The 21,334-nt window shown below is 40.3% G+C and carries 25 protein-coding genes; 13 read left to right on the top strand and 12 right to left on the bottom strand.

All coding sequences use genetic code 11. From position 1 onward, the window contains the following. Together JG734_RS03900 and JG734_RS03895 are read left to right on the top strand one after the other, a co-directional pair. Window positions 1–1,020 carry a DHH family phosphoesterase gene (locus JG734_RS03900; protein WP_201333722.1) on the top strand — a complete coding sequence of 340 codons (1,020 nt, stop codon included), beginning with the start codon at window positions 1–3 and terminating at the stop codon, window positions 1,018–1,020. Further along, the gene (locus JG734_RS03895) at window positions 1,017–1,271 is read left to right on the top strand and encodes a hypothetical protein (protein ID WP_201333721.1); all 255 of its coding nucleotides are present in this window, start codon (window positions 1,017–1,019) and stop codon (window positions 1,269–1,271) included. Before JG734_RS03900 ends, JG734_RS03895 begins: the two co-directional genes overlap by 4 nt. On the opposite strand, the gene cmoA is transcribed toward JG734_RS03895, so the two are convergent. The 11 genes from cmoA to JG734_RS03840 are packed head-to-tail and all read right to left on the bottom strand — an operon-like array spanning window position 1,272 to window position 12,562. Continuing rightward, window positions 1,272–1,979, bottom strand: coding sequence for a carboxy-S-adenosyl-L-methionine synthase CmoA (gene cmoA / locus JG734_RS03890; protein ID WP_201333720.1), 708 nt, complete (start codon window positions 1,977–1,979; stop codon window positions 1,272–1,274). Further along, window positions 1,969–3,972 carry a thioredoxin domain-containing protein gene (locus JG734_RS03885; RefSeq protein WP_201333719.1) on the bottom strand — a complete coding sequence of 668 codons (2,004 nt, stop codon included), beginning with the start codon at window positions 3,970–3,972 and terminating at the stop codon, window positions 1,969–1,971. The genes cmoA and JG734_RS03885 overlap by 11 nt, the downstream gene beginning before the upstream one ends. Further along, window positions 3,969–4,787, bottom strand: a complete 819-nt coding sequence (locus tag JG734_RS03880) for a bifunctional riboflavin kinase/FAD synthetase (RefSeq protein WP_236587022.1) — start codon at window positions 4,785–4,787, stop codon at window positions 3,969–3,971. Before JG734_RS03880 ends, JG734_RS03885 begins: the two co-directional genes overlap by 4 nt. Beyond that, window positions 4,756–5,457 (bottom strand): TlyA family RNA methyltransferase, encoded by a 702-nt coding sequence (locus JG734_RS03875; protein WP_201333718.1) that lies wholly within the window; start codon window positions 5,455–5,457, stop codon window positions 4,756–4,758. Before JG734_RS03875 ends, JG734_RS03880 begins: the two co-directional genes overlap by 32 nt. Next, window positions 5,447–7,432 (bottom strand): NAD-dependent DNA ligase LigA, encoded by a 1,986-nt coding sequence (gene ligA / locus JG734_RS03870; RefSeq protein ID WP_201333717.1) that lies wholly within the window; start codon window positions 7,430–7,432, stop codon window positions 5,447–5,449. Before ligA ends, JG734_RS03875 begins: the two co-directional genes overlap by 11 nt. A gap of 11 nt (window positions 7,433–7,443) precedes the next feature. Further along, window positions 7,444–8,604 (bottom strand): class I SAM-dependent rRNA methyltransferase, encoded by a 1,161-nt coding sequence (locus JG734_RS03865; protein ID WP_201333716.1) that lies wholly within the window; start codon window positions 8,602–8,604, stop codon window positions 7,444–7,446. Continuing rightward, window positions 8,601–9,737 (bottom strand): dihydropteroate synthase, encoded by a 1,137-nt coding sequence (gene folP / locus JG734_RS03860; RefSeq protein ID WP_201333715.1) that lies wholly within the window; start codon window positions 9,735–9,737, stop codon window positions 8,601–8,603. Before folP ends, JG734_RS03865 begins: the two co-directional genes overlap by 4 nt. Next, entirely contained in the window at window positions 9,734–10,345 is a 612-nt protein-coding gene (locus tag JG734_RS03855; protein WP_201333714.1) for a DNA polymerase III subunit delta', read from the bottom strand. The genes folP and JG734_RS03855 overlap by 4 nt, the downstream gene beginning before the upstream one ends. Next, window positions 10,342–10,893, bottom strand: a complete 552-nt coding sequence (locus tag JG734_RS03850; RefSeq protein ID WP_201333713.1) for a HobA family DNA replication regulator — start codon at window positions 10,891–10,893, stop codon at window positions 10,342–10,344. The genes JG734_RS03855 and JG734_RS03850 overlap by 4 nt, the downstream gene beginning before the upstream one ends. After that, a complete protein-coding gene (locus JG734_RS03845) occupies window positions 10,890–12,095 on the bottom strand; it encodes an aspartate kinase (RefSeq protein WP_201333712.1) in 1,206 nt (401 codons plus the stop codon). Before JG734_RS03845 ends, JG734_RS03850 begins: the two co-directional genes overlap by 4 nt. Next, a complete protein-coding gene (locus tag JG734_RS03840; protein WP_201333711.1) occupies window positions 12,095–12,562 on the bottom strand; it encodes an RNA pyrophosphohydrolase in 468 nt (155 codons plus the stop codon). The genes JG734_RS03845 and JG734_RS03840 overlap by 1 nt, the downstream gene beginning before the upstream one ends. A 110-nt stretch (window positions 12,563–12,672) precedes the next feature. Here JG734_RS03840 and hemW point away from each other — a divergent pair, with 110 nt between their 5' ends. The 11 genes from hemW to xth all read left to right on the top strand — a co-directional run bounded on the left by hemW (window position 12,673) and on the right by xth (window position 20,888). Next, window positions 12,673–13,704, top strand: coding sequence for a radical SAM family heme chaperone HemW (gene hemW / locus JG734_RS03835; protein WP_201333710.1), 1,032 nt, complete (start codon window positions 12,673–12,675; stop codon window positions 13,702–13,704). Between the two features lie 57 nt (window positions 13,705–13,761). Beyond that, window positions 13,762–14,352, top strand: coding sequence for a DedA family protein (locus JG734_RS03830; protein WP_201333709.1), 591 nt, complete (start codon window positions 13,762–13,764; stop codon window positions 14,350–14,352). Continuing rightward, window positions 14,342–15,898 (top strand): sodium:proton antiporter, encoded by a 1,557-nt coding sequence (locus JG734_RS03825; RefSeq protein ID WP_201333708.1) that lies wholly within the window; start codon window positions 14,342–14,344, stop codon window positions 15,896–15,898. Before JG734_RS03830 ends, JG734_RS03825 begins: the two co-directional genes overlap by 11 nt. 7 nt (window positions 15,899–15,905) lie before the next feature. Next, entirely contained in the window at window positions 15,906–16,940 is a 1,035-nt protein-coding gene (locus tag JG734_RS03820) for an Nramp family divalent metal transporter (protein ID WP_201333707.1), read from the top strand. Window positions 16,941–16,960: 20 nt separating this feature from the next. Next, on the top strand, window positions 16,961–17,185 hold the full coding sequence (locus JG734_RS03815; RefSeq protein WP_201333706.1) for a hypothetical protein: 225 nt from the start codon (window positions 16,961–16,963) through the stop codon (window positions 17,183–17,185). Window positions 17,186–17,292: 107 nt separating this feature from the next. After that, window positions 17,293–17,670 (top strand): Sec-independent protein translocase protein TatB, encoded by a 378-nt coding sequence (tatB, locus tag JG734_RS03810; RefSeq protein ID WP_201333705.1) that lies wholly within the window; start codon window positions 17,293–17,295, stop codon window positions 17,668–17,670. Beyond that, a complete protein-coding gene (gene tatC, locus JG734_RS03805; RefSeq protein ID WP_201333704.1) occupies window positions 17,663–18,418 on the top strand; it encodes a twin-arginine translocase subunit TatC in 756 nt (251 codons plus the stop codon). The genes tatB and tatC overlap by 8 nt, the downstream gene beginning before the upstream one ends. Continuing rightward, entirely contained in the window at window positions 18,378–19,412 is a 1,035-nt protein-coding gene (queA, locus tag JG734_RS03800) for a tRNA preQ1(34) S-adenosylmethionine ribosyltransferase-isomerase QueA (protein WP_236587020.1), read from the top strand. Before tatC ends, queA begins: the two co-directional genes overlap by 41 nt. 57 nt (window positions 19,413–19,469) lie before the next feature. Then, window positions 19,470–19,943 carry a histidine phosphatase family protein gene (locus tag JG734_RS03795; protein WP_201333703.1) on the top strand — a complete coding sequence of 158 codons (474 nt, stop codon included), beginning with the start codon at window positions 19,470–19,472 and terminating at the stop codon, window positions 19,941–19,943. Next, window positions 19,943–20,134 carry a hypothetical protein gene (locus JG734_RS03790; RefSeq protein WP_201333702.1) on the top strand — a complete coding sequence of 64 codons (192 nt, stop codon included), beginning with the start codon at window positions 19,943–19,945 and terminating at the stop codon, window positions 20,132–20,134. Before JG734_RS03795 ends, JG734_RS03790 begins: the two co-directional genes overlap by 1 nt. Then, the gene (gene xth / locus JG734_RS03785) at window positions 20,109–20,888 is read left to right on the top strand and encodes an exodeoxyribonuclease III (RefSeq protein WP_201333701.1); all 780 of its coding nucleotides are present in this window, start codon (window positions 20,109–20,111) and stop codon (window positions 20,886–20,888) included. Before JG734_RS03790 ends, xth begins: the two co-directional genes overlap by 26 nt. Here the strand turns inward: xth and JG734_RS03780 are convergent. Continuing rightward, window positions 20,885–21,289, bottom strand: a complete 405-nt coding sequence (locus JG734_RS03780) for a Fur family transcriptional regulator (protein WP_201333700.1) — start codon at window positions 21,287–21,289, stop codon at window positions 20,885–20,887. The two genes, xth and JG734_RS03780, sit on opposite strands and share 4 nt — an antisense overlap. Between the last annotated feature and the right edge of the window lie 45 nt (window positions 21,290–21,334).

The following is a 21,334-nucleotide window of genomic DNA, read 5'->3' as shown; positions in this document are numbered from 1 at the left end:
ATGAAGTTTTATCACCTCTCCCATACCGACCTTGATGGCTATACATGCCAATTTATTACCTCTCACCTCTATCCTGATGGCTACTTTATCAATGCAAACTACGGCGAAGAGGTAGAAGTACGCATAGATGAGATTATAGAAAAAATAGAAGATTCGACTGCAAAAGAGCATCTCTTTTTGATAAGTGACCTCAATCTCTCACCGCAAGAAGCAGCATATGTGGATAAGCGCATAAAAAGGCTCAACGAAGAAAAAAGTATCAAACTCTTACTTTTAGATCACCATGCAAGTGGTCTTGAGACTGCCCAGATCTATCCATGGTATCACCTCGATGTCTTACGCAGCGCTTCAAAGATTGTGTATGATCACTTTAAAAATGAAAAAGTTGAGCATCTAGAGCCTCTCATTAGCGCGGTCAATGCTGTAGATATATGGCTGCAAGATGTAGAAGGTTTTGAATTTGGCAAAGTCCTCATGCGTCTCATTGATGAAGCTAAAGAGATCAACCGCTACACATTCAACAGCGACAATCTTGCATACAAATTCCATATGCTCAAAGCTGCAATGCCCTATCTCAAAATTGATAACGGACATATCGCACTCGATGATGATGTATGCAAAATCAAAAAGAGCTTTTTTATCCATGAACACAATGATACTCTCGATAATCTCATCACCAAACACCTTCTAGACCTCCTCCGCACACACAAAGAGGAGATGACAATCTATTTCCAGGGAAATAAAGGGATATTGACTTTTGGTGTGCAAAATAGCTCTATTGTAGGAAATGCGTTCTTAAAAGAGTTCCCGGACTATCACTTTTTCATGAATGTCAATCCACGTGGTACCTTTAGTCTCAGGGCTGACAACAAAATGGATGTATCGCAAATGGCTTCTCTCATTGCTGGCGGTGGTGGACATCCAAATGCTAGCGGCGGTAAAATAAAAGAGTTTAAAGAATTTTTCAGATATGAGCAGTTAAAATCATTTATAGAAGAGCTACTAAAGGAAAAAGAGTGAAAAGCGATACAGAGCGCCTCGAAGAGGCAGAATTTGAGATAGAAGAGCTTGCCATGCAGCTAGCAGATATGCTAGGCGCTGCTTTGCACTATGCAGGTGTGTGTGATGAGAATATGCCTGTAGCAGTTGAAGCATATCTCGATGCTCTCGATGAGATATTTGGTGATGATATGGAAGGTGAAATGGGCTATGAAGAGGTGATAAAAGTTATAGAACACCTCAAAAAGACTCGCCCAAAACTCTTTTGCTAACTACTTCTTTGCTATAAATGTAGCAAAATTTGCCCATCGAAAAATCGGTTCAGTATGTGTAAATCCGCAGTTTTTTACCATCTCTAAATTCTCTTGGAGTGTAAAGGGAACCAAAACGTTTTCTAAAGCCTCTCTCTTTTGCGCTATTTCATAATCGCTATAGCCATGCTCTCGCTTAAAATCGTGGTAGATTTCAATAAGCTGCTTATCGAGCCTTTTATCTTCACTTATTATCTTTTCACTAAAAATAAATATCCCACCCTTTTCTAAAGTTTCATAGATTTTTCTTACAAACTTTTCCCGCTTTATTGGTCGAATAAACTGCAAAGTATAATTTGCTACGACAACTTGGGCTTTTTTATAGGGATACTCCAAAATATCTCCATATTCAAAAGAGATATCTACCCCAAAGGCTTTTGCTTTTTTACGCGCTCGCCCTACCATAGCCTCTGCATTGTCGATACCGATTAACTCGAGAGCATGTGGAGATTTTTTGGCTATATTTATGAGCAATGAGCCAGTTGAAGAGCCAAGATCGTATACGAGATCTCCTTTTTTTGTATTCATTATTATGAGTTTAGAGATGAGATGGATATTTTGCTCATAAAAAGGGACTGAGCGTGTTATCATATCATCAAATACTGCAGCTACCTCTTCATCAAACTCAAATTTCTTCTTTACGGGTTTTTCAAAAATCTTATCGCGCATTTTTACTTCCCCATGTTTGTTTTGCTTGCTGTTCTTCGAGCAGTTTTACTATTTTTTCTTCTATCTCATCAAAACTCTCGCTGCTTGCAAAGCAGCTATCGATCTTGCATGCCATAAAATCTTTGATAGGCTCTTTTTTATCCAAAAGATAGGGGTAGGGAATAGAGGCTATTTTTTCAAGGTATTTATCGATATTGGCACTTTTGAGTAGCACATCTCCTACGATGACTCTTAGCATAGCTCTTGTAGCAGTTGGATAGGATGCTGGCATCTGTTTAATAAGAGCTCCTTTTGCCTCAATAGAAGCTTTTGCAAAGTTATAGAGCTGGAAGTCCTCTTGTAGCATCGCTAGATCTAGCATAGCGTGATAGAGCGTCCCTAATGCGCTTGAGTAGTAGCTATCATTCAAATCTGCCGGCACAATAGCGCTATAATACCAGGTGCCGTTTTTATAAAATTTCTGCTTTGCTTGCACAAAGAGCCTGTTGGCTAGATCGAGATAGCGTTTTTGAAACGTTAGTTGATAAGCGCTGCTCAATGCTTTGATCAAAAAGGCATAATCTTCTAGCATTGCCTCTTTGGTAGGAGCTTTGTTCGGCAGTTGCTGATGGTAGAGTTTGCCATTTCTCAGGCTTGCTTTGAGTAGTTTTTCAAGTGATTGCACAGCCTCATCTAAATATCTTCTATCAAAGATGAAACTACGCATCTTTGCATCGATATACATCGCATTCCAAGCAGTTATGATCTTCTCGTCAATAAATGGATAGGGATATTTTGTGCGAAGTTTTGCTAAAAGCCGCACTATCTTCTCATCTACTTTCCCCTCTTTCTGCGCATGAGAGAGCTCACCATCAAAATTGCCATAAGGAGTGATTGCTAGGTTTTTCAAAGCCTCTTTCGCCTTTTTTGGATCAATCCCATGTGTTGTAAGATAGCGCAACGCTTCATTATAATCAAAGAGGAAGTATCTTCCTTCCTCTCCAAGCGTATCTGCATCGCTTGCACTTTTATAAAGCCCTACTATTCCAAAGCGTCTATCTATCTCTTTGATAGTTTGCTCAACCACCTCTTTGTAGCGAGGATTTTTTGTCAGGGTATAGGCTCTTGTATAGACTCTGATGAGCTCAGCGTTTGTATAGAGCATCTTCTCAAAGTGTGGAATCTCCCAAGCTCTATCTGTGGTATAGCGAAAAAATGCCCCCTCTATCTGATCATACAGCCCCCTATCGGCCATATTATCAAGTGTCTTTGTGACCATAGTAAGTGCTTTTTTGTTCTTTGTAATCTCATAGATATCTAGTAAGAGCTCAAGTTTAGCGCTCTCTGGAAACTTCACTCTCTTACCAAAGCCACCATAAATCCTATCAAAACTCTTCTCTAGCTCAACCAGTGCACTCTTTGCCAAACTCTTATCCAAAGACACTTTTGGTGATTGTGCATAGAGATAGGACTCTACTAGCCTAAGAACTGCTCTGCCCCTATTCTCTAACTTTTCTCGATTTTTTTTATATACTTTTGCATAGTAAGGCAAGATCGTCTTGAGACCTTTGACTCCATACCCATCTTCAGGTGGGATATATGTACCAGAAAAGAAGGGTATGCCATCTTCACTCATAATAATAGTGAGTGGCCATCCACCACTTCTATGGTGCATTACACTAAATACAAGCTGATAGTATTTATCTAGATCTGGGCGCTCCTCTTTATCTACTTTGACAGGAACATAGTAGAGGTTGAGAAGCTTTGCAATCTCCTCATTCTCAAATGACTCCTTCTCCATCACATGGCACCAGTGGCATGTGCTATATCCGATTGAGACAAAGAGGGGCTTGTGCTCTTTTTTTGCTTTTTCAAAAGCCTCCTCTCCCCAGGGCAGCCAATCCACAGGATTGTGAGCATGCTGACGCAAATAGGGAGACTCCTCGTCGATGAGAGCATTTGTATGCCCATAGACAAAAATACTCAAAAGGATAAATAGTAACACTCTTTTCATACCTGCTCCAAAACTACTTTCGCCTTTTGAATATCCTGCATAATTTGGCGCTTGAGTGCATCCAAAGAGTCAAATGCCTTGTTGGGACGCAAAAATGCATAGAAATAGATCCTTGCACTCTTAGGTTCTCCTTCAAATGACTCTAGGATATGCGTCTCCACTGCAAAACTCCCATCAGTTGTAATTCTATGTCCAATAAATGTGACACTTTTATATATCTTACCATCAATTTGTGTCTTCGTAGCGTATACCCCTTCTTTTGGAAGGAGGAAGTTGTGTACCTGCAGATTGATAGTAGGCACAAGCTTCTCTTTGCCAATTCCTTGTCCCTTTACTACCTTGCCTTCTATCATATATGGCCTTCCAAGAAGCTTGTTGGCTTCTTCGATTTTCCCCTCTTTGATGAACTCTTTGATGACTCTTGAATGGACTGAAATACCATCGATCTTGATCTCAGGAACTACCTCTACTTCACCATCAAAGAGTTCTTGGAGATCTTTTATTGAGTATTTGCGATCTTTCCCGAAGGCAAAATCGTAACCTATTACTATCTTTTGGAGATTGGGAAATTTCTCTTGTAAAAGGTGCAAAAAACCCCTAGCATCAAGTTGTTTAATATCTTTGAGATGAAAAAAGTAGCATGGCAGCTTGGTAAACTCACAGCGAACTTTGCCAGGAGTTAGCTGTGCATTTCCTTTTTCTATAACCACTATTGCTTCAGCTCTTTTAAAAAGTTCTTGATGGGCTCTGTGCATACCATCAAAAGCGCCTATCGCTATGAATTTAATCTTTTTGGTACCAGTAGACCCATTCACGATTGCCCTCTTTTCCTTTGAGTTTTGCTGGCTCTTTTGCTACTAACTTCCAGCCAAGATTTGCTGCGTCCTCTTCAAATGCACTCATAGCCTCTTTGATTGCTTTCTCATCAACTACCACACCTCTACTATTGCGCTTTGCATCTTTTCCCACTTCAAACTGCGGCTTAAAGAGAAGCACAAGATCTTTTCTGGCACATCTATGAAGATCATTGAGAATTTTTCGCAAACTAATAAAACTCACATCACAAGTTACAATATCAAAGGGATCATCTGCAAAGAAGCGGATATCAGTCTGACTCATATCTATAACGTTTGGATGAGATTTTATGTGGCTATGCAGCTGATCTTTGCCCACATCTAAAGCCACAACCTCTTTGGCTCCATTTTCAAGTAAAACTTGTGTAAAGCCTCCAGTAGAGGCCCCCACATCTAAGATTCTTTTTCCTTTGATATGCAGGGGATGAGATGCTAAAAATCCTCTTAACTTCCAAGCAGCCCTACTCACATATGGATCATTTTCAACCTGTACCGCCTCATCTTTGATATCTAGTGAAGGCTTTGTTACTACCTTTCCCTCGACTTTTACTCTACCCTCTCTTATAAGTGCAGCAGCTTTCGATCTTGTAGGAGCAAAGCCTTTTTCTACTAAATATCTATCAAGCCTCAATACCAGCCTCTTTGAGCATCTCCCACATCTTCTCTTCTGGCAGTAGCGGCACACCTAATTTTTGCGCCTTCTCATACTTGCTACCAGGATGTTCACCATAAAAAACAAAATCGGTTTTTTTCGAGACTGAATTTGTCACATGTGCACCAGCATGCTCAAGTAGCTCTTTGATCTTTTCACGAGGCAGTCGCATCTCACCTGTGAGGACGACAGTTTTACCTGCAAACGGAGAGTTTTCAAGGAGCTCTTCATCCTGTTTTGGCTCAATTGGCTGAATAATTTGTATGAGCTCTTCGATCTTGTCTTTATTGACTTCTACAAACTCTTTGATAGATCTGACCATCTCTGGCCCAAAACCTTCAAGTTTATAAAACTCCTCAGGATCGACTTTATACCAGTTATTTCCAAAAGCCTCACAAATCTTTTTGCTGGCTACTTCACCGATATGCTCAATCCCTAGTGCATTAACAAATCGCCAGCACTCCGTTCCCTTGACACTCTGTATCGCTTTGATGAGATTTTCTGCTTTCTTCTCGGCAAAGCCAGGAAGCTTCATGAGATCCTCTTTGGTAAGTTTAAAGAGATCTCTCACATCTTTGACAAGTCCCTTTTCATAGAGCAGTTTCACAGTCGCTTCGCCAAGGCCTGGAATATCGAGGCACTGCTTTGAAGCAAAGTAGATAATAGAGTTAACCACACGCGCTGGACAGCTGAGGTTTTGACACTTGATGAGAAGTCCTTCATCAAGTACAGGTTGCCCACACACAGGACAGACTTTTGGTCTCTCTACCTTCTTCTCTTTCCCTGTGCGATATTGGGTCAAGACCTTTGTCACTTCTGGAATGACATCACCACTACGAATGACGATAACCATATCGCCAATGCGAATATCTTTGCGCTCAATCTCAGCATAGTTGTGCAATGTTGCTCGCTCTACGATTACTCCGCCAATCTCTACTGGCTCCAAAATAGCAACAGGAGTAATAATACCTGTACGCCCCACTTGTGGCACAATATCGATAATTCTTGTCATCTTCTCAATTGCTGGAAATTTATAGGCAACCATCCATCGAGGATATTTGACTGTATAGCCAAGCACTTCGTGCAAAGCTATCTCATCTACTTTGACTACCATACCATCAAGCATGACAGGGAGTTTGTCCCGCTCTTTTGTAAACTCCTCATAAAGCTGCTGGATCTCCTCCTCTTTTTCACAAATGGCACGTTTGAACGGCTTCATAAATCCCAAAGAGTAGACAAACTCCATCATCTCATGGAGATATTTATACTCTAAGGTGTTATACCCTACTCCCCATGGATAGAAGTAGAGCTTGCGCCTGGCTGTTATTTTTGGATCGAGCTGGCGTAAGCTCCCAGCAGCAGCGTTTCTTGGGTTTGCAAATGTAGACTGCCCCTTTTCCATACGCTCTTGGTTGAGCTTTTCGAAGTCATCTTTGCGAATCACTACTTCACCTCTAATCTCAATAAGGCCCTTATAATCGATTCCAAGGGGGATAGAGGGAATAGTTTTAGCATTGTTAGTCACATCTTCACCAACTTCTCCATCACCGCGCGTTGCTGCGCTTTTGAGCAGACCATTTTCATAGATGAGATTGAGGCTCGCTCCATCAAACTTTGGCTCAATATAAAATTGTAAATCTGTACGACCAACAGTTTTATAGACACGGTTGAGCCACTCTTTCATCTCAGCTTCACTAAATACATCCTCCATTGACCACATTTTGGTTAAATGGCGAATCTTTTTGAACTCTTTTGCTGGAGGAGCACCAATTCTTTGCGTAGGTGAAGTTGGATCGATCTGATCTGGGTGAGCTTTTTCATACTCCTCTACTTCTTTGTAGAGTTTATCATAAACTTCATCTGGAACTTCTGGATTATCAAGCACATAGTATGCATATGCCCAGCGTTTAAGTTTTTCTACCGCCTCTTTATACTCTTTATAGTCTTTAATCATTGCAAATCCTTTCAAAGATCACTCACGCGAAAGAGCAACCCTTTGAGATAGAGTGAAAATGGATGTGATATGAGATAGGGATGATCTATATCTTGATAGAGATGTTCATAAACATGGACAAGTTTGCGATTGTCTCTTGCGCTCTCAATAACAACTTTTTCCAAATCATCCATTTGGATATGGTGTGAGCAGGAAAAGAGCGCTATAAATCCGTTATTTTTTACTATTTTCATAGCGTTGACTGTGATATCCTTGAATCCTTTGATGGCTGAAGACTTTTTAGATCTCGATTTGGCAAAAGATGGAGGATCAAGGATGATAAGATCATATTGCTCCTTTTTCTTGCGCAGATCTCTTAAATAATCAAATACATTTGCTACGACAAACTCTCCATCCACTTCGTTGAGAGCATAGTTTCGCTTCGCTTGCTCAATCGCCTCTGCACTTATATCTACAGCTGTAACTTTTGCTCTTTTGAGTACTCTTGCATAGAGACCAAATCCCCCCGTATTGCAAAAGCAATCTAACACTCTATCCTTTTGCTTTACATACTTTGTAACTTCGAGGCGATTCTTTCGCTGATCGAGATAAAATCCTGTCTTTTGGGAGTTTTGGATATCTACTTCAAACTTTATCCCATTCTCTTGCATAACTATTCGCTCAGGAATCTGCCCAATCACTTGGCTATAAGGTTCCAATCCCTCCTTTTTGAGCACCTCTTCACCACGTATGTAGACACCCTTTGGCTCGAGGATGTTTATCAAAAAATCGAGTACCACATTTTTAAGTCTCTCCATCCCAGCACTGAGTATCTGGACGCTCAAATACTCTTCATACTTATCAACGATAAGACCTGGGAGCATATCTGCTTCAGAGTAGATGAGCCTGCAAGAGGTTGCATCTAGCTCTTGTCTGCTAGCTAGAGCACGCAGTATATTGCTCTTTAAAATTCTCTCTATCTGTTCATGATCTTTAAAACTCAAAACTCTCACCGCAATTGTACTGCGTGGATTGATGTAGCCGAGAGCTAAAAATCTCTCCTTCTCATCCACCACCTTGACAATCTCTCCTGGCTCATATTTAGCAAGATCATCTACATCACTCTTATAAACCCACGGAAAGAGATTTTTGAGTTTATTTGCTGCACTCCTATTTACTTTTACACTTTTCATACTGCTCTTTCCAATGCTTGCTGGATTGTGAAGAATTGCCTGTGCTCTTTGACATCGTGACAGCGCACAATTGTTGCTCCCTCTTGCACAGCTGCTGCATGGAGGGCCAAAGTCCCAGGAAGTCGCTCTTGGATTGGTGTTGACTCGATTTTATCTATCATCGATTTGCGGCTTGCACCAATCAATAGCGGCAATCCAAACTTTTGAAAGTGGGAGAGATTTTTTATAAGTGCTATATTATCCTCAAGCCGCTTCCCAAAACCGATTCCAGGATCAAGAATAATATCTTTTATGCCAAAAGCTTGTGCTTTTTGAATACGCTGAGCAAAAAACCACTCCACTTCAAAGAGCACATCCTCATAGTATGGATTTTGCTGCATCGTTTTTGGTGTGCCTTTTTTATGCATTATAACCACTTGCGCATTAAACTTCGCTACAACTTTTGCCATTTCATCACTTTCTAAACCTGTAATATCATTGACTATACTAAAGCCATTCTCTAAAGCGTAGCGAGCAACTTTTGGCCTATAGGTATCAATGCTTAGCTTCACACTCCAATCTTTTTTTGTAATTGCATCAATAATTGGCTTGACTCGAGCAAACTCTTCATCTTCGCTAATCTCCTCACTTCCAGGTCTTGTACTCATGCCACCTATATCGATAATATCTGCTCCATCTGCAATCATCTGCTCAATTGCTGCAATCGCTCTTTCGCCCATGAAGCGACTTTGGGGATAGAAGCTATCTTCATTGGCATTTATAATACCCATGATCTGCAGAGGAAAGCTTTTTGAGCCAAGATATTTGCGCAGCTCCTTTGCAAGCTCTTTCAAACCATAGGGCTGAGCTAACTCTTTTCTTGCCAAAATCTCTATATGTTTTTTCGAGCCAATGAGTAGTCCATCAACCCTCTTGAACTGACATGTAATCGTGCCATTTGGTACTGCAAAATCGGCTCCCACACTTAAAGCATCCTGCTTGAGAATATTTGCAGCTCCTACATGGAGATCTTTGATTAAAAAGAGCATAATTTCAGATTTTTTTGCCATGATTTTGATACCTGGCTTATCAACATTGAGTCGCTGCATAAGTGCTGCGGCATCAGTGAGTGAGCCAAGCTTTTCTACTCTCATTTTCCTCTCTTTTTGTGCGTTAATAGGATTAAACCAGCTGTAAGCAAAACATTTGCTACATTAGAATTAAGATCGATCAACTTAATCGCATGTGCAAAATAATCTAGTTCTCTTTCATTCAGTGCATAATTTTGCTTTATTGCAAAGTGTAACATAGCTTTAATTAAAGCCTTGGCATCTGCTTTAGATAAAAACTTAGCGTTGTGTACAAGCTCATAGAGTCTCTCAAGGTCAAACCTCTCGAACTCCAAATCTTCCTTATCAATCTTTTGGTCAAATATTTTTTGTGGCAAGCGTGAGAGGATTGTAGGCAAAAAGAGAGATCTGTTTTTGGCACAGAGCACTATAGAGATATTATCTGGCGGCTCTTCTAAGATTTTTAGCAGTGCATTTTGTGCATAGATATTGAATTTGTTTGCAAAAACAACAATGTAATGATTAGTTTTTGTAGCTTTATAGGCTTTGGATATGATCTCTTTGGCATGTTCAATTTTGAGTTCATCTGTTTCAATGATATCGAGATTCTCTTTTTCGATACTCTCTTGCAAATTTTGACGCAGAGTATCAAAATCTTGGGTAATGATAATCTGATTATGCGGTTCTATCATATGGCAAGATCGATCTCTCCAAAAATTGCTGCATCGATACTTTTATCAAAGAGGCGAAAGAGCTGTATGAGCTTTACATCTAAAAGATCATCATATGATTTGAGAGTAAAATTGTTTTGCATATCCTCATCCATAATCCACAAAAAGCTATCATCGCTCCGTTTGGCAATTTTAACGTATCGTGAAGTGGATCTTCCAATATACCAGATAAAGAAGCGTTCCTCAAAAGATATAGAGAGCATATCGAACAAAAATTCCACATCTTGGTTGGTATTGACAAACTGCGTTGCTGGAAATGCTCTTTTGAGATCGTAAACAGGGATAAAGGGACGGTTTTTATTTGGTTTGTTGAGTGAAGTGACTACATAGCGACAAAACCACTCATGCTCATCATCAGTGAGCACCAAGACACTAAAACCATCGATGATACGCGCAATTGCATCTGCTGCGAGAGGAATCCACTCATAGCGGCGCTCCTCTAGCCAATTCATCATGCTCTTATCATAGCGTATTGTCTTAAGTGTCCACTGATCTATTGACTGGCTCATTTGTCTAATTCATAGGCTGCGTGCAAAGCACGAACAGCTAGCTCTCCATATTTTTCATCGATAATCATAGAGATTTTTATCTCGCTTGTGCTTATCATCTCGATATTGATATTCTCATTTGCCATTGTTTCAAAAGCTTTGCTAGCTACACCACTGTGAGACTTCATACCGACTCCAACGATACTCACTTTTGCCACATTAGGATCGTACTCAACCTTTTCATACTCATCTTTAAACTTTTCCATCACTTTTTTCACAAGCTCGAGCTCATTTTGCGGCACAGTAAAGTCGAGATTTGTTTTTCCATCTTCACCGATTGTCTGTACAATCATATCGACATTGATATTCTCTTTTGCCAAAGCTTTGAAGATCTCTGCTGCGATACCTGGTCTATCTTTGACTCCTCTGAGACTCACCCTTGCTTGATTTTTATCAAGAGCTATACCGCTTACAAGTGGTTTTTCCATGATATCCTCTTCCTTTGTGATAATTGTTCCAGGATTGTCGTTGAAACTGCTGCGTGCTTCGATCACTACTCCTAACTTTTTAGCAAGTTCTACGCTTCTATTTTGCAAAACTTTTGCTCCAAGACTCGCAAGCTCTAGCATCTCATCATAGCTTATTTTATCAAGCTTCTTCGCTTTTGGCTCTATCCTTGGATCTGTCGTGTAGACTCCATCAACATCAGAGTATATTTCACACTTACCTGCTCCCAGTGCCCCAGCAATCGCTACAGCTGTGAGGTCACTTCCACCACGACCCAAAGTTGTTACTTCCCCATCTTCAGTAATTCCTTGAAAACCAGCAACTACTACAATTTTTCCCTCTTTGAGTGCTTTTTGCATAGGTTCTGGATTGATCTTTTCGATGCGTGCAACTGTGTGGGATTTGTCCGTTACGATACCAGCTTGGCGACCGGTCATGGCAACAGTTGGAAGCCCCATCTCATTGAGTGCAATAGAGAGCAATGCTGCAGTAATACGCTCACCACTACTAAGTAGCAGGTCCATATCACGTCTGCTTGGAGTCGGGCTAAAGTATTTAGCAAACTCTATGAGTTTATTCGTCTCTCCACTCATTGCTGAGACAACTACGACAACATCATTGCCTGCCTCTTTTGTTTTTGCTACTCTCTTAGCAACATTTTCAATGCGCTCAAGATTTCCTACACTCGTTCCACCATATTTTTGGACAATAAGCATTAAACATACCCCTCTTTTTTGAAGTATTCCAAGACTTTTTTATAAACCGGTCTTTTAAAAAATGTCACATAATTAAAAAGCTCTGGATAAGAGACAAACTTATAAGCGCTAAACTCAGGATCTTTTGTATCGAGATTGATTTTTGCGCCAGGTTTGAGCCGAACCAGAAAATATTTTTGTGTCTGTCCATCAAATGGATACATTTTTTTTGCAATTGTTTTAGGAAAATCGTAACTTACCCATTCAGGATATTCAGCAATGATCTCCACCTCATCTGTGCCTATCTCCTCTTTGAGCTCACGCAAAAGGGCTTCTTTTGGTGTCTCGCCTTTATCTATACCTCCTTGAGGAAATTGCCACGAATCTTCAACATCAGTCCGTGCGGCTATTAAAAATCGGACATTTTTCGGGTAGTCACTTGACAATACTATCGCTGCTACATTTGGCCTATATCTCTTTTTTGCCATATACCCTCTTTTCCAAAAAGCCAGACCTAAAACGAAATTATGTTTCACTTTAGGTCACACTTTTTTTTAATTGATATAATACTCACTTACTATTTAAAAAAGGATAAAAATTGCTCATATACATTCATATTCCTTTTTGTGATAGTAAGTGCCACTACTGTGCATTTAACTCTTTTACCCAAAACTATCATCTCAAAAGTAGATATATGCAAGCTCTTTTGCTCCAACTCCAAAAAGATCTGCATGAATTTGACGTCCAAAAAATCGAAACTGTTTTTATTGGTGGTGGTACTCCCTCAACTATCAAGCCTGAGCTTTTTATCCCTCTCTTTCAAACTCTTGAGCCTTTGCTAGATAAAAATTGTGAAATAACTGTAGAAGCCAATCCTAACAGCGCTTCAAAGAGCTGGCTAGAGGGTATGAGAGAGCTAGGGGTCAACCGTATAAGTTTTGGGGTACAAAGTTTTGATGAAGCAAAGCTAAAATTTCTCGGTCGTGCTCACTCTAAAAAAGATGCTATTGAGGCTATCGAAAATGCTGCAAAAGCTGGCTTTAAGCATATTAATCTTGATATTATCTACGATACTGCCATAGATTCCAAGGAGCTACTCAGGAGCGATATCGAGCAAGCTTTAGAGCTGCCAATCGATCATATTAGCGCATATGCACTCACAATCGAAGAGAATACTCCATTTGCATCCACCCCGCACGTGCAAAAAAATGATGAAAACCTTGGTTACCTCCTCAAAGAGCTCATCCCATTTGAGCAGTATGAGGTGAGCAACTTTGGTGCATATCGATCAAAACACAATCTGGGATACTGGAGATTGGAAGAGTATCTTGGCATTGGCTGTGGTGCAGTAGGATTTGTGAGTACTACTCGCTACTATCCTCATACTGATCTCATACACTATACAAAAGACCCAATACATAAAGAGCTTGAACACTTAAATCACGAAGATTTATGCTTTGAACAGATTTTTTTGGGACTACGTAGTATTGTCGGTGTAGATAAAGATCTTCTTAATCCACAAAAAGTAACGATTTTAATCGATGAGGGAAAACTTGTCCAAAAGGGCAAGAGAGTCTATAATACCAACTTCTTCCTCGCTGATGAATTAGCTCTCTTTCTCACTAACTAAATTTATCTTTATATAAAAAAATATATAATCAAATAAATTTGTGCATAAGAGGAAAATATGATTTTGAAACTCTTCACATATCCTGTGCATCTTCTCTTGGGGTATGGATATGTAGCTCTTTTTATCTGGAGTGTTTTAGAAGGCGAAATCGGCCTCATGTTAGCTGGATGGCTTGCACACAAAGGCAAAGTCTTTACTTATGAAAACATCATTCTCATAGCCTCCATCGGCGCACTTCTTGGTGATACATTTACATTTTCTGTGGGGAGATTTTTCAAAAATAGAGCTCAAAAATGGCTCAATACCCATCCGCAAAAAAAGAAGATAGCAAATCGCCTTGTTAGAAAATATGGCTCACTCATAATCATTTTTGAGCGTTTTATCTATGGAACGCATATTCCTGTCATGCTTACACTAGGAATGACAGGCTACAGCTATGCCAAATTTTTTCTCTATGAGATCGTAGGTGTCTTTTTATGGGCTGTTACGTTTACCTCTATTGGTTACTATCTCGGTGATACAGCTATCCAAATTGTTATCTTGTTACAAAAGAGGCTTCTTGCACTCATTCTCATTCTTCTTTTTATCTATTGGATCTATACAATCTTCACAGAGGATGAGAGTCAAAAGGAAAGCAGTGAATTATGAGAGTGTAGTTTTAATACTCTTTATCATCGCCTCAATTGTTGCAGTTGTAGCAAGACACATTCACCTGCCATATACAATTGCCCTCATGGCAGTTGGCATTATCATCGGCTCACTCCATCTGCTCAATGCACCACATCTCACACAAGATCTCCTCTACGATATTTTCTTGCCACCTCTTATTTTTGAAGCGGCCATTCATCTAAAATTTGAGGATTTGAAACGAGATTTCGGGATTATCACCACTCTGGTGGTGCCGGGAGTCATTCTCTCTACACTGACTACTGCAGCGGTGATGATTCCAATCAGTGAGTCCGTTCCCGATCTTCATGGACTCAGCTGGGCGATTGGTATCCTCTTTGGAGCTGCCGTCGCGGCCACCGATCCCGTCGCAGTCGTAGCACTTTTTAAGCAATTGGGCGTCCCAAATCGTCTGCGCATCATCACCGAGAGTGAGAGCCTCCTCAATGATGGTACGGCGATTGTTCTTTTCATGATTGTGTGGATTTATGTCCATGGACAACTCTCCACTCCCCAAGACGCAGCTTTTGAATTTTTCCGTGTTGTCGGTCTTGGTCTTATCATCGGGACAATCATTGGCTTTTTGATGGCAGAGATTATAAAAAATCTCGATGATGCCATGGTCGTCATCACCCTTACCACTGTAGCAGCATACGGCTCTTTTCTTATTGCCAAAAATCTCGATACATCAGGGGTTATGAGTACTGTGGCTACCGGACTGGTCATTGGGCAAAGAGGCTTTGCCAATACACTCTTCCCCGCCATTCGTCTAAGTACGGAGAATTTTTGGGAATATATCGCATTTGCTATGAACTCATTGATTTTTCTTTTGATGGGGATGGCGATCGATCTCAAGATGCTATGGGGTCTTTGGCCCTTTGTGCTGCTCGCTTATGTTGCTACTCTTGTAGCACGATTTATTGTAGTTTTTGCCACATGGGCAATCTTTTATCCAACAAAGATGAGATTTCCATTACGTTGGACACCTGTGTTGAGTTGGGGAGGATTGAGAGGCGCCCTTTCTATGGTACTGGCTCTCTCGCTTCCTGATAGCTTTGCATACAAAGACCTCATCGTCACACTAGTTTTTGGTGTTGTACTACTATCAATTTTTATCCAGGGGCTTACTATGGCTCCACTCCTTCGCCTGCTGGGTCTCGTCTCTCCTATAGCACAAATTTTAGAGTATGAAAAGATCAGAACGCGCATCACACTTTTGCAAAATAGTCTCGAAAAAATTGCATATCTTCGCAAGCACAAAATTATCAGTGAACAAAATGCGCAGATTCTTCAAGAGACTTTCCAAAAAGAGCTTGAAGAGCTTACACAAAAGCTACAGTCTATGACACCTGCAAAAGAGGCACTTCTCAAAAGCGAGCTTGTACGTATCAAGCTCCATCTCCTTACCGAACAAAAACAAACACTCCTAGAACTCTTTCGCAACGGTTCTATTGATTATCTAACGTATGAGACATTGAAAAACGAGCTCGATGGCGAAATATTTGCACTAGAGAATGAAGAAGCCTAACAGACATATGCCACAGATACAAACAACAACAAAAATTCCTCTCAAAGAGCGTATAAAAAAAGATATAGAAAAGAATCGCCAGCGCATCAAAGAGCTCGGCCCAGGTATCATCACAGGTGGAGCGGGAGATGATCCTGCCGGAATTGTTACGTATACGATGGTAGGTGCTTTTACAGGATTTAGTCAGCTTTGGCTTTTGCTTCTGAGTACCCCTATGATGGTCTCAATCCAAAACATGGTAGCACGAATCGCAATAGTTACAGGTAAAAGCCTGCCAGAGATCACCACAGCTTTTTATTCCAAAAAGTTGACGATATTCATGATCATGGTTTTGGCAGTAGCAAATATTTTGACCATTGGAGCAGATCTCAATGCAGTTGCAGCAATCCTCCATATAGTAAGCGGATATCCAACAATCTACTTTCTCATACCAATTACTGCCCTCATTGCCTATCTCATCACATTTGGACGCTATGAAATGATCAAGCATGTTTTGGTGACACTCACCGTGATTCTTGGAATCTATGTCATTGCAGCGATTATGGCAAAACCCTCTATTGTAGAGGTGCTTAAAAACACTTTTATTCCTCATATACAACTCTCAAAAGATTGGATTTTAGCCGCTCTTGGTCTTTTGGGCACCACAATTTCACCCTATCTTCTCTTTTGGCAAGCATCCGAAGAGAAAGAGGAGAAAAAGAGCGTCGTCCAGGCTGATGAAGTAAACTTTGATACGCTAGTAGGTATGGTATGGTCCAATCTCCTAGCCTATTGTATGATTATTACTGGTGCTGCTATGCTCTATGGACAAGGCGATGCGATACAAGATATTAGTACGCTTGCAATTGCCCTCAAACCTGCTGCTGGAGAGTATGCTTTTGCACTTTTTGCTATTGGTGTTATTGTCTCAGGTTTTTTAGCAGTTCCTGTTCTTGCTGGATCTACTGCCTATGCAGTTGCCGATACATTTGGCTGGAGAGAGGGAATGGACAATAAAATCAGCGATGCGAAGGGATTCTATTTTGTCTTTGTTGGGCTCTAGTTATTGGAGACATCATAGATTTGATTCCAAATTTATCAGCTGTTGATGCACTCTACTACTCCCAAGTTCTTGATGGTATGCTCATACCCATTCTCATAGCTATCACGTTATTTTTAGCAAATGATAAATGCATTATGGGAGACTATACTTCTAGTCGTTGGAGCAATTTTTTTGCTCTCTTTGCTTTTGTAGCTACTGTTACTTTAGTTGGAGTAACTATCTGGAAATGGTTCAATACAATGTAAAAATTCCTACATATTTTCTTTCTTTGAGACTGTGTGAAATGTATTACTTTATCAAACTATAATATCTTTTGATGTACAATTTTTCAAATTTCTCATAAGGGTCTTTTATGTTTGGCATGGGATTTACAGAAATATTGATGATAGCAGTGATTGCGATTATTTTCTTAGGACCTGAAAAGCTTCCACAGTTTCTCATTGACATTGCCAAATTTTTCAAAAGCTTTAAGCGTGCAATCAACGATGCAAAGACGCAGTTAGAGCAAGAGGTCAAAATCGCTGAACTCAAAGAGGAAGCTCTCGAATATAAAGAGAAGTTCAAATCTGTTGCAGAAGAGATGGGCACCATTACAGCCGAACTCGAAGAAGATCCACTCGCAGAAGTAGAAGAGATCAAAAGTGCTCTTGATGAGCCAAAAAGAGAAGTGGTGAAATTTAAGAAGAAAAAGATCGATCTTGATGAAGATAAGGACAAAGTAGATGTTTGAAGAACTCAAGCCACACTTAGCAGAGCTGCGCAAACGCCTGCTCATAATCGTCGCTTCCATTTTTGTTATGTTTGTTATATGTTTTGGATTTTGGGAGCATATTCTTGACTGGATGATTATGCCTCTCAAAGAGGCGTTACCACCAGGAAGTAACGTGATCTTTACAAAAGTGGGTGAAGCCTTCTTCACCGCACTCAAAGTCTCATTTTTTGCAGCACTCATTCTCGATCTACCTGTAATTTTTTGGCAGCTATGGCTCTTTATTGCACCAGGGCTCTATGAACATGAGAAGAAACTCGTCTTGCCATTTGTAATCGCAGCAACTGGTATGTTTGTCATGGGAGCCCTCTTTGCCTACTATGTGGTTTTTCCATTTGGATTTAGCTACCTCATAAACTTCGGATCCCAACTCTTCACAGCGCTTCCTAGTATTGGAGAGTATGTAGGTTTTTTTACCAAACTCATGATAGGATTTGGGATAGCATTTGAGCTACCTGTCATCACCTTTTTCCTAGCAAAATTAGGGCTTGTCACAGATGAGACTCTCAAAAATTTCTTCAAGTATGCAATCATTATCATTTTCTTCATAGCGGCTTTGCTTACTCCGCCTGATGTTCTTAGCCAACTCCTCATGGCAGGACCTCTTGTGATTCTTTATGGAGTCTCTATTTTAATTGCCAAATTTGTCAACCCATCAAAAAGCGAAGATGAAGAAGATGAAGAAGAGCCTCAATCCACTCAAGAGTGAGAGCTACGACTACCATCTTCCCTCCTCTCTCATAGCCAAATATCCAGCAAACCCACCTGATAGCGCTAGGCTTTTGGTCTATGATCGTAAAACCGAAGCTATAAAGCATGCGATATTCAAAGATCTACCATCCTATCTTCCTAAATGCTCTATAATCTTCAACGATACAAAAGTGATCAAAGCGCGTATTTTTGGCCGCAAAGAGAGTGGTGGCAAAATCGAGCTACTCATCAACAGACCACTAGCAGATAAAAAATTCAATGTTTTTATACGTGGTAAAGTGCGCGAAGGAACGCTGCTAGATTTTGGCTCTTTACAAGCAAAAGTCATCGAACTTTTGCCTGATGGCTCACGCATAGTCGCATTTATCCAAAACGATAAAATACTCGATATCCATGAACTTCTCCCTATTCTTGATGCCATCGGTCATGTTCCTCTTCCTCCCTATATCAATAGAGAGGATACAAAAAAGGATGAATTGACATATCAGCCAATTTTTGCCCAAAAACCTGGAGCAGTCGCAGCGCCTACTGCATCGCTCCATTTTACACCCGAACTCCTTGCAACCCTCAAACAATCGCATCCCTTTTACAATATTACCCTTCATGTAGGAGCTGGGACTTTTAAACCGGTTGAGGCTGAAGAGATTACACAACATCCTATACATAGTGAATACTATGAGATTCCAGCTGCTACATGCAAGCTTCTTGATAGCAACGAAAAGATCCTAGCCATTGGCACAACAGTCACACGAACTGTCGAGTACTACGCAAGAACCAAAAAGTGCCACGGAGAGTGTGACCTCTTTTTGCACCCAGGCAACCCGCCAATACGAGTAAATCATCTTCTTACAAATTTTCATCTGCCAAAATCAACACTCATCATGCTTGTAGCCTCATTCATAGGGTTGGAAAAGACACGAGAACTCTATGAAATAGCTATACAAGAGCAGTATCGATTCTACAGCTATGGTGATGCAATGCTCATTCTCTAGCTTTATAAAATATTATAAGTATCGATAATAATGAAGAGAATGAGGAAAGGATAGAAGATGCGTGTGCTTTTTATCAGACATGCCAAAGCCCTCAGCCGACAAGAGTGGCAAGATGATGATCTTTTACGACCACTCAGCAATGAGGGCATCCAAAAAGCCAAAGATTTATTTGCCAAACTGCCTAAAATTTACGATATCGATATCATCATCAGCTCCAAAGCAATAAGAGCTATTCAAACTGCAAAAATTTTAGAAGAGAACTATCCCAATATTAAATACTTTGAAACATCCCGCCTCAATCCCGGTGCTACTATTATGGATATTGAGTTTTTAATAGAGAAGTTTAGGGGATATTCAAATATAGCTCTCATTGGTCATGAGCCAGATTTCTCCTTGGCTATTTCGCACCTTGTAGGCTGTGACAATCTGCAACTACGTGTCAAAAAAGCTAGTGTTATTGAGCTGGATGGTGAAGAGCATTTTGCATTAGCTGGTATAATTTATCCAAAAATGTTGAGGAAGCTTCACTGATGGAACTCAAAGCTGGAGATCTGAGCAAAATATTGATTTTTGCATTTATTCTTTTGGTAGGTCTTGTAGGAACCTATCTCGAGTTTCGCAAACCAAAAGAGAAAGATGAGAGTTTTGAAGTAGATATCAAAAAGATCAACAAAGAGATTTTAGAGGAACTAGAACATGAAGATAGCAACATTCAACGTTAATTCGATCAACGCACGCAAAGATCTCATCATCCGCTGGCTCACAGAGAAAAACCCCATAGATGTTCTTTGTATGCAAGAGATAAAGTGTGAAGAGGAGCGATTTCCTTTTAAAGATTTTGAAAATATAGGTTATGAATGTGTTGTCTTTGGTCAAAAGGCCTATAACGGCGTGGCAATTTGTTCGAAGTTGGGCTTTGAAGAGGTGCAAAAGGGTTTTGGAGATCCATTTTGGGATGAGCAAAAACGCTTCTTGCGAGCAAAAATACAAGGTGTTGACGTAATCAATATCTACGCTCCTCATGGAGATCTTGATGGAGAGAAACACACATATAAACTGCAGTTTTTCAAATATCTTCGCCAATATCTCCAAGATCACTACAATCTTGCTCGAGACAATCTCGTGCTTGTAGGCGATCTCAATGTTGCTCGCGAAGATATAGATGTATGGGCACCAGATCTTTTGCATGGAACTATTGATTTCATGGATGATGAAAGAGAGGTATTTGAGGAGTTTTTGCAAGTAGGCTTGCACGATCTTTTTCGTGAATGCCATCCTGAAGAGCATGGTTTTACATGGTGGGATTATATGACTGCAGCTGTATGGAGAGATGAAGGGATGCGCATCGACTATATCCTAGCAAGCGACCCTATGAAAAAAAGATGTGAAGATATCTATGTGGATATGTGGACAAGACGCAGACGTTCACCAAAACCGAGCGATCATGCACCGATTGTTGGAGTCTTTAAAGACTAATGACACTTTTTACACACACCCATAATCATCACAGATGACTCTTTAGGCTCAAATCCTTCAGGTAGTTCTACATCGAGCCTCTTTGGCTCATCGATATCATACACTTCCCCACACTTCTCACACACAAAGTGACTATGTTTATGCTTAGCTATTTCGTATCTACTTTTTCTCTGTGGAATCTTGATCTCTTGAATGATACCAGCATCGAGCAGTGTATTGACATTTTTATAGACAGTAGCTAAAGAGATAGAGACGAAATCTTTTTTGATCTCGTCATAAATAGTCTCAATATCAGCATGCCCCTTTTGCTCTAAGATCCCCAGCATTGCAACACGTTGTGGAGTCGATTTGAGCTCTTTGTTTTTGAGTATATTTGTAAATTCTATATATTTATTTTGCAACTCTTCCCCCTTTTATCTACTGCATTTATACACTATAACCACAAA

This window comes from Nitratiruptor sp. YY09-18, from assembly GCF_016593235.1.
GTDB lineage: Bacteria > Campylobacterota > Campylobacteria > Campylobacterales > Nitratiruptoraceae > Nitratiruptor.
The sequence above is the reverse complement of the archived record's forward strand: the minus strand, read 5'-3'. Positions and strand labels throughout refer to the sequence as shown.

Excerpts from the sequence above, each read along its gene's own strand:
- JG734_RS03900 (WP_201333722.1), top strand. The coding sequence starts at position 1 with ATGAAGTTTTATCACCTCTCCCATACCGACCTTGATGGCTATACATGC.
- cmoA (WP_201333720.1), bottom strand. The coding sequence starts at position 1,979 with ATGCGCGATAAGATTTTTGAAAAACCCGTAAAGAAGAAATTTGAGTTT.
- JG734_RS03885 (WP_201333719.1), bottom strand. The coding sequence starts at position 3,972 with ATGAAAAGAGTGTTACTATTTATCCTTTTGAGTATTTTTGTCTATGGG.
- ligA (WP_201333717.1), bottom strand. The coding sequence starts at position 7,432 with ATGATTAAAGACTATAAAGAGTATAAAGAGGCGGTAGAAAAACTTAAA.
- JG734_RS03865 (WP_201333716.1), bottom strand. The coding sequence starts at position 8,604 with ATGAAAAGTGTAAAAGTAAATAGGAGTGCAGCAAATAAACTCAAAAAT.
- folP (WP_201333715.1), bottom strand. The coding sequence starts at position 9,737 with ATGAGAGTAGAAAAGCTTGGCTCACTCACTGATGCCGCAGCACTTATG.
- JG734_RS03855 (WP_201333714.1), bottom strand. The coding sequence starts at position 10,345 with ATGATAGAACCGCATAATCAGATTATCATTACCCAAGATTTTGATACT.
- JG734_RS03850 (WP_201333713.1), bottom strand. The coding sequence starts at position 10,893 with ATGAGCCAGTCAATAGATCAGTGGACACTTAAGACAATACGCTATGAT.
- JG734_RS03845 (WP_201333712.1), bottom strand. The coding sequence starts at position 12,095 with ATGCTTATTGTCCAAAAATATGGTGGAACGAGTGTAGGAAATCTTGAG.
- JG734_RS03840 (WP_201333711.1), bottom strand. The coding sequence starts at position 12,562 with ATGGCAAAAAAGAGATATAGGCCAAATGTAGCAGCGATAGTATTGTCA.
- JG734_RS03830 (WP_201333709.1), top strand. The coding sequence starts at position 13,762 with ATGATTTTGAAACTCTTCACATATCCTGTGCATCTTCTCTTGGGGTAT.
- JG734_RS03820 (WP_201333707.1), top strand. The coding sequence starts at position 15,906 with ATGCCACAGATACAAACAACAACAAAAATTCCTCTCAAAGAGCGTATA.
- tatB (WP_201333705.1), top strand. The coding sequence starts at position 17,293 with ATGTTTGGCATGGGATTTACAGAAATATTGATGATAGCAGTGATTGCG.
- tatC (WP_201333704.1), top strand. The coding sequence starts at position 17,663 with ATGTTTGAAGAACTCAAGCCACACTTAGCAGAGCTGCGCAAACGCCTG.
- queA (WP_236587020.1), top strand. The coding sequence starts at position 18,378 with ATGAAGAAGATGAAGAAGAGCCTCAATCCACTCAAGAGTGAGAGCTAC.
- JG734_RS03795 (WP_201333703.1), top strand. The coding sequence starts at position 19,470 with ATGCGTGTGCTTTTTATCAGACATGCCAAAGCCCTCAGCCGACAAGAG.
- JG734_RS03790 (WP_201333702.1), top strand. The coding sequence starts at position 19,943 with ATGGAACTCAAAGCTGGAGATCTGAGCAAAATATTGATTTTTGCATTT.
- xth (WP_201333701.1), top strand. The coding sequence starts at position 20,109 with ATGAAGATAGCAACATTCAACGTTAATTCGATCAACGCACGCAAAGAT.